This window comes from Cupriavidus sp. WS (assembly GCF_000395345.1).
Taxonomy (GTDB): Bacteria; Pseudomonadota; Gammaproteobacteria; order Burkholderiales; family Burkholderiaceae; genus Cupriavidus; species Cupriavidus basilensis_B.
Map to the genome: position 1 here is coordinate 1 of NZ_AQPL01000548.1, position 6,981 is coordinate 6,981.

Genomic DNA, 6,981 nt, shown 5'->3' on the forward strand with positions numbered 1-6,981 from the left:
GTCATACGGCCTTTGGGTTCAAGTACCAAAACCGCCCAAACAAGAACTCAAAAAAACAAAAACTCAAAACTCCCCATGCAACCTGACCCCATAAAACTTGGCCGGTCCCCGATCCCGATTATATCCAGGATTCCGAATATACTGAAAATCCGGACTAATACTCAAATACTTGACCGGCTGAAAACTGTAATACAACTCCATCACCTGTTCCGGCCCATACCGTAGCGCGCCGTCCCCGAGAAACGCCCCGAGGCCGCCGGCCTCCAGATACGCCCGGTGCCGCGGTCCCAGCATGTTGACCGCCACGGCCAGCCCCACCGCGTCGCGCGGGCGGCCCCAGGCGTTGCCGTTGAGCACGCCGCCGGCCGATACCTGGCGGCCGATTTCCGTGAAGGCGTAGGTCTCGGTCTTGTCGTCGGACATATTGGCGCGCGCGAACACGCCCAGCGATTCGTTGATCCGTTGCAGCAGGGTCAGCCCCACGCCGATCTTGGCGTGTTCCTCGCGCACGTTGGCCACGTCCGGCGTGGTGCCGGTGGCGGCGCCGAACTGCAGCGCGTCGCTGAACGCGCCCATGCGCGCCTTGTTGCGGAAGAACAGCAGGCGCGCGGTGCCGGGCTGGCCGGCGATGCTGTAGCGCTTCTCCAGTTCGAGGATGTCGCCGTAGTGCTGGAACATGCGCGTGTCCAGCTCCAGCCCGTTGGATTCGAGCGGCTGCAGGAAGCGGCCGATGCGCGCCGACCACGCGTCGCCGATGTATTCCAGCGCCACGCCCCAGTCGTAGCCGCGCGCGTCGGCCGGGTAGTCGAACGCGCCGTGCGTGAGGAATGACCAGTTCATGAACTGGGTGCGCGGGTCGGAGCCGAATTCGTTCTGGTCGAACACGTCGAGCGCGCCGAAATTGCCGGCGGTCAGCACCACGCGGCGCTTGTCGACGCTGCCGGCGAACTGGTTGAAATCGGCCTCGACGTCCTCGCTGCCGCCGCCCAGGCCCCAGGTCTGGCGCACGAAGGCGCGCGCGCGGTAGAACACCGGGTTGGTGCTCGACACCTTGGCCAGCTCGCCGTTGGGCAGGCCGCCCAGGCCGTGCAGCTCGGAGAACGGCACGCCCTGCGTCACCTCCGGGTTGAAGTGGAATTCGGCGCCGCGCCACAGGCGGATCCCCAGGTCGAGCGTGGTGCTGAACGAATAGCTCTTGGCGCGCTGCGCGGCCAGGCTGTTGTCGCCCGAGTAGGCCGCGCCGAAGGCCGGCTTGCGCTGCCAGATATAGGTGGTCTGGCCGTGGAACGAGAACGGCGCGTCGGCCTCGTTCACCAGGCTGCCCGAGGCCGGCATCGGGTCCGGCGCCGGGCCTGCGTCCTGCGCCCGCGCCACGCCGGCGCAGGCCAGCAGCGACAGGGCGACGGCCGGCAAGCGGCAGGCAACGGACAAGCGGAACCGCGCCGGGGCGGCGGTGAGACGGCGAAGCAGCATGAAAAATCCGGGGAGAAACCTGACCGGCGGGGCGGCCGGCGGCAGCAACGGTGCTGCCTGGCGAATTGGCGGGACGAAGCATAGCCAAGGCTTTATGACATGTCTACCTTGCATTGCTGCATTGCAACATTCCACTTCCCGCGCGGGTGCGCCGCGGTCCCAGGCCATCGTCATTTTTGTAACCGGCCTTGAATTAATTAATCCAACAATTAATATTTCTCTGTTCCCGCACAGCGCTCGCCCCATGCCCACGCCGCCGCCTGCCCGCTCGCCTTCCCCGCCCCGCCGCCCGGGCCGGCCAGCCTCCGGCAAGGCGGCCACGGCCGGCCAGCGCGGGCAGCTGCTCGACGCCGCCACCACCCTGTTCGCGCGGCACGGCGTGGCCGCCACGCCGATCAGGACCATCGCCGCGCATGCCGGCGTCACGCCGGCGCTGGTGCACTACTACTTCCGCGACCGCGACCAGCTGCTCGACGCGGTGGTCGACGAGCGCCTGCAGCCGCTGGTGGAGCAGGTCTTCGCGCCCGCGCTGGCGGACCAGGAAGATCCCACCGCGATGCTGGTCGGCATCGCCACGCGGCTGATCCGCGCCGCCGCCGCCACGCCGTGGTTCCCCGGGCTGTGGATCCGCGAGATTGTCAACGCGGAAGGCCAGCTGCACGAGCGCGTGCTGCAGAAGATCGCGCTGCAGCGCGCCGGCATCGTCACCGCCCACCTGGGCGCCGCGCGCGCGGCCGGCAAGCTCAACCCGGGCGTGGAGCCGGCGCTGCTGATGGTGTCGCTGATCGGCCTGGCGCTGCTGCCGCTGGCCACCACGCATATCTGGCAGCGCCTGCCCGGCGCGCAGGGCATCGACCCCGAGGCGCTGGCGCGCCACGTCGGCGCGCTGCTCGCGCACGGGATGTCGCCGCTGCCTCCCAGCCCCTCCGCCTGAGACCCAGCCATGCGCACGGAGCCTGCCATGCACCGCCACCGCCTTCGCCACCTTCGCCACCTTCTCCGCCTCTCCCGCCGGACCGCCGCCCTGGCGTTGCCGGCCGCGGCCGCCGCGCTGCTCGGCGCGTGCGGCAACGACGCGCCGCCCGCCTGGCAAGGCTACGTGGAGGGTGAGTTCGTCAGCGTGGCCTCGCCGTTCGCCGGGCGGCTCGACCGGCTCGCCGTGCAGCGCGGCCAGCAGGTCGCCGGCGGCGCGCCGCTGTTCGCGCTCGAAGCCGACGACGAAAGCGCCGCGCGGCAGCAGGCCGCCGCGCAGGTGCGCGCGGCCGAGTCGCAGGCGGCCGACCTGCAGACCGGCAAGCGCCCGCCCGAGGTGGACGCCACCCGCGCGCAGCTCGCGCAGGCGCAGGCCGGCGCGCTGCGCAGCGCGGCGCAATACCGGCGCGACCAGGCGCAGTTCGCCATCGGCGGCGTGTCCCAGGCGCAGCTCGAGGAAAGCCGCGCCACGGCCGCCGCCGACGCCGCCCGCGTGCGCGAACTGCAGCGCGACGTGGAAGTGGCGCGCCTGCCCGGGCGCAGCGCCCAGCGCGCCGCGCAGGAGGCCCAGGTGGCCGCGGCGCGCGCCGCGCTGGCGCAGGCCGAGTGGAAGCTCTCGCGCAAGACCGTGAGCGCGACCCAGGCCGGCCTGGTCTACGACACGCCGTTCCGCCGCGGCGACTGGGTGCCGGCCGGCAGCCCGGTGGTCAGGCTGCTGCCGCCGGGCAACGTCAAGGTGCGCTTCTACGTGCCGGAAACCGTGGTCGGCGCGTTCAGGACCGGCGAGCCGGTGCGCGTGCGCTGCGACGGCTGCGCCGCGCCGGTCGACGCCACCGTCAGCTACATCTCCAGCCAGGCCGAGTTCACGCCGCCGGTGATCTACAGCAACGAGACGCGCGCCAAGCTGGTGTTCCTGGTGGAAGCGCGCCCGGCCGCGGCCGACGCGCCGAAGCTGCACCCGGGCCAGCCGGTCGAGGTGGCGCGGCCATGAGCGCATCCGCCATGCCTGCGGCAGCGCCCGGTCCGCGCGGCGACGGCCACGCCGGATGGGTCATCGACGTGCGCGACCTCACCAAGCGCTACGGCGACAAGGTGGTGGTCGACAAGCTCGCCATGCAGGTCGGGCGCGGCGAGATCTTCGGCTTCCTCGGCCCCAACGGCAGCGGCAAGACCACCTCGATCCGCATGATGTGCGGCCTGCTCACGCCCGACGGCGGCAGCGGCACCTGCCTGGGCTACGACATCCTGCGCGAGAGCGCGCAGATCAAGCGCCGCGTGGGTTACATGACGCAGAAGTTTTCCTACTGGGACGATCTCTCCATCCGCGAGAACCTCGATTTCGTCGCGCGCGTGTACGGCATGCCGAAGCGGCGCGAGGCCGTGGACCGCGCGCTCGAGGAACTCGGCCTGGCCAGCCGCGCGCAGCAGCTGGCCGGCTCGCTCTCGGGCGGCTGGAAGCAGCGCCTGGCGCTGGCCGCCTGCCTGCTGCACGAGCCGCAGCTGCTGCTGCTCGACGAGCCCACCGCCGGCGTGGACCCGAAGGCGCGGCGCGATTTCTGGGCGCAGTTGCATCAGCTCGCCGCGCGCGGCATCTCGGTGCTGGTCAGCACGCACTACATGGACGAGGCCGAGCGCTGCCACAAGCTCGCCTACATCGCCTACGGCAAGCTGCTGGCGCAGGGCACCGCGGGCGAGGTGGTGGCCAGCCAGAAGCTGGTCACGTGGAGCGTGCTGGGCGAGCAGCTTTCCGCGCTGTCCGACCAATTGCGCGGCGCGCCCGGGGTCGAGCAGACCGTGGTGTTCGGCAGCGCGCTGCACGTCACCGGGCACGACGAAGCCGCGCTCGAAGCCACGCTGCGCCGCGTGGCCGGCGCGCGGCACCGGCTGGAGCGGATCGACACCAGCCTCGAAGACGTCTTCATCCACATGATGAGCCGCGCCGACGACAACATGCGCGCCGGCAAGGAGGCCGGGCGATGAGCGGCAACGGCAATGGCGGGCGCTTCGCGTTCTCGCCGCAGCGCTGGTGGAGCATCGTCATCAAGGAGTTCCTGCAGCTGCGCCGCGACCGCATCACCTTCGGCATGATCGTGGGCCTGCCGATCATCCAGCTGATGCTGTTCGGCTTCGCCATCAACACCGACCCGCGCCAGCTGCCCACCGCGGTGATCGCGGCGGACCACAGCGAATTCACGCGCTCGTTCGTGGCCGGCATGCAGGCTTCCACGTATTTCCGCGTGACCCGCACCCTGCCCGACGAAGCGGCCGGGCGCGCCGCGCTGCGCCGCGGCGACGTGCAGTTCGTGCTCACCATCCCGCCCGACTTCACCGCGCGGCTGCTGCGCGGCGAGCGCCCGGCGCTGCTGGTCGAGGCCGACGCCACCGACCCGTCCGCCACCGGCCAGGCCATCGCCGCGCTGCCGCAGCTGGCCTACTCGGTGGCCGACAAGGACCTGCGGGGCGCGCTCGCGCATCTCGCGGGCGGCAAGGCGCCGTTCGAGGTGCAGGTGCAGCGCCTCTACAACCCGGAGGGCCTCACGCCGTACAACATCATCCCCGGCCTGATGGGCGTGATCCTGACCATGACGATGGTGATGATGACCGGCCTGGCGATGACGCGCGAGCGCGAGCGCGGCACGATGGAGAACCTGCTCGCCACGCCGGTCCGGCCGCTCGAAGTCATCACCGGCAAGATCGTGCCCTACGTGTTCATCGGCCTGATCCAGGCCACCATCATCCTGCTGGCGGCGCGCTGGGTCTTCCACGTGCCGTTCGTCGGCTCGGTGCTGGCGGTCTACCTGGCCGCGCTGCTGTTCATCGCCGCCAACCTGACGGTCGGCATCACGCTGTCGTCGCTGGCGCAGAACCAGCTGCAGGCGGTGCAGCTGACCTTCTTCTATTTCCTGCCGGGCATCCTGCTGTCGGGCTTCATGTTCCCGTTCCAGGGCATGCCGCGCTGGGCGCAGGGCATCGGCAGCGTGCTGCCGCTGACCTACTTCAACCGCATGATCCGCGGCATCCTGCTCAAGGGCAACGGCTGGGCCGAACTGTGGCCCGACGTGTGGCCGCTGCTGCTGTTTACCGCCGTGGTGATGGCCATCGCGGTGCGTTTCTACCGCCGCACACTCGACTAAGGGAGCCGGCCATGCCAGCCTCGCCGCGCGTTCTCGTCTCCATGCTGCCCGCCGCGCTCGCGCTCGCGCTCGGCGGCTGCGCCGTCGGCCCCGATTTCGCGGTGCCGCCCGCGCCCGCCGGCGACACCTACACCGCCGGCGCGCAGCCGCAGCGCACCGGCGCGGCCGACGCGCCGGACGGCCACGCGCAGGCGCTGCTGGCCGGCGCCGACGTGCCGGCGCAATGGTGGACGCTGTTCCAAAGCCCGGCGCTGGACCGCGCCATCCGCGCCGCGCTGGACGCCAGCCCCACGCTGGCGCAGGCGCGCGCGCGGCTGGAACAGGCACGCCAGGACCTCTCCGCCAGCACCGGCGCGCTGCTGGCACCGCGCGTGGACGCCAAGCTCAACACCACGCGCGAGCAGGTCGACCTTGCCTCGGTCGGCATCACCGCGTTTCCCAGCCCGGGCCCGTTCACGCTGTACGGCGCCAGCGTGACGGTCTCCTACACGCTCGACCTGTTCGGCGGCGCGCGGCGCGAGCTCGAAGGCCTGCGCGCGGCGGTGGACTACCAGCGCTTCGAGCTGGAGGCGGCGCGCCTGGCACTGGCCGGCAACGTGGCCACCGCGGCGATCCGCGAGGCCAGCCTGCGCGCGCAGATCGCCGACACCGAGGCCATCGTGCGGGCCCAGCAGCAGCAGCTCGCCATCACGGAGCAGCGCCACCAGGCCGGCGGCGTGGCCGCGCTCGACGTGCGGCGCCAGCGCGGCGAGCTGGCGCAGAGCCAGGCGCTGCTGCCGGGGCTGGTCCAGCAGCTTGCCGCCACGCGCCACCAGCTCGCGGTGTACGCGGGCCAGGAACCGGCAAGCGCCGGCCTGCCCGAATTCCGCCTCGAAGACCTGACGCTGCCCGACACGCTGCCGCTGACCCTGCCGTCCGCGCTGGCGCGGCGCCGGCCCGACATCCGCGCGGCCGAGGCGCTGCTGCACCAGGCCTCGGCCAATATCGGCGTCGCCGCCGCGCAGCGCTATCCGCAGCTCACGCTGAGCGGCAGCGCCGGCACCCAGGCCATGTCCACGCGCAACCTGTTCGACAGCTTCAACGTGTGGTCGCTGGCGGCGGGCATCGTGCAGCCGGTGTTCCGCGGCGGCGAGCTGGTGGCGCGCAAGCGCTCGGCCGAGGCGGCCTACGAGCAATCGCTGGCCGCCTACCGGCAGGCGGTGCTGAGCGGCCTGCGCGAAGTGGCCGACACGCTGCGCGCGCTCGAGGCCGACGCCGACGCGCTGCGCGCGCGCGCCGACAGCGCGCGCGAGGCCGCCGCCACGCTGGCCGTGGTCAGGGAACAGTACCGCCTCGGCGGCGTCAGCCAGCTGGCGGTGCTCGATGCCGAGCGGCAGGACCGGCAGGCGCGGCTGACGCTGGC

6 protein-coding genes are annotated in these 6,981 nt (G+C 71.7%); 5 read left to right on the plus strand and 1 reads right to left on the minus strand.

Going from position 1 to position 6,981, the window contains the following annotated elements; genetic code table 11:
- Positions 1 to 63 precede the first annotated feature (63 nt).
- Positions 64 to 1,473 carry a carbohydrate porin gene (locus K206_RS0134290; RefSeq protein WP_081651607.1) on the minus strand — a complete coding sequence of 470 codons (1,410 nt, stop codon included), beginning with the start codon at positions 1,471 to 1,473 and terminating at the stop codon, positions 64 to 66.
- A gap of 244 nt (positions 1,474 to 1,717) precedes the next feature.
- On the opposite strand from K206_RS0134290, the gene K206_RS0134295 reads away from it, so the two are divergent.
- The 5 genes from K206_RS0134295 to K206_RS0134315 all read left to right on the plus strand — a co-directional run.
- Positions 1,718 to 2,407: a TetR/AcrR family transcriptional regulator gene (locus K206_RS0134295; protein WP_020206793.1), complete on the plus strand. Its 690-nt coding sequence runs from the start codon at positions 1,718 to 1,720 to the stop codon at positions 2,405 to 2,407.
- Between the two features lie 27 nt (positions 2,408 to 2,434).
- Positions 2,435 to 3,436, plus strand: coding sequence for an HlyD family secretion protein (locus K206_RS0134300; protein WP_043367709.1), 1,002 nt, complete (start codon positions 2,435 to 2,437; stop codon positions 3,434 to 3,436).
- Positions 3,437 to 3,447: 11 nt separating this feature from the next.
- Positions 3,448 to 4,425 (plus strand): ABC transporter ATP-binding protein, encoded by a 978-nt coding sequence (locus K206_RS0134305; protein ID WP_020206795.1) that lies wholly within the window; start codon positions 3,448 to 3,450, stop codon positions 4,423 to 4,425.
- Positions 4,422 to 5,579, plus strand: a complete 1,158-nt coding sequence (locus K206_RS0134310) for an ABC transporter permease (RefSeq protein ID WP_020206796.1) — start codon at positions 4,422 to 4,424, stop codon at positions 5,577 to 5,579. Before K206_RS0134305 ends, K206_RS0134310 begins: the two co-directional genes overlap by 4 nt.
- An 11-nt stretch (positions 5,580 to 5,590) precedes the next feature.
- On the plus strand, positions 5,591 to 6,981 hold a 1,391-nt coding region (locus tag K206_RS0134315; RefSeq protein WP_043367710.1), incomplete at its 3' end, for an efflux transporter outer membrane subunit.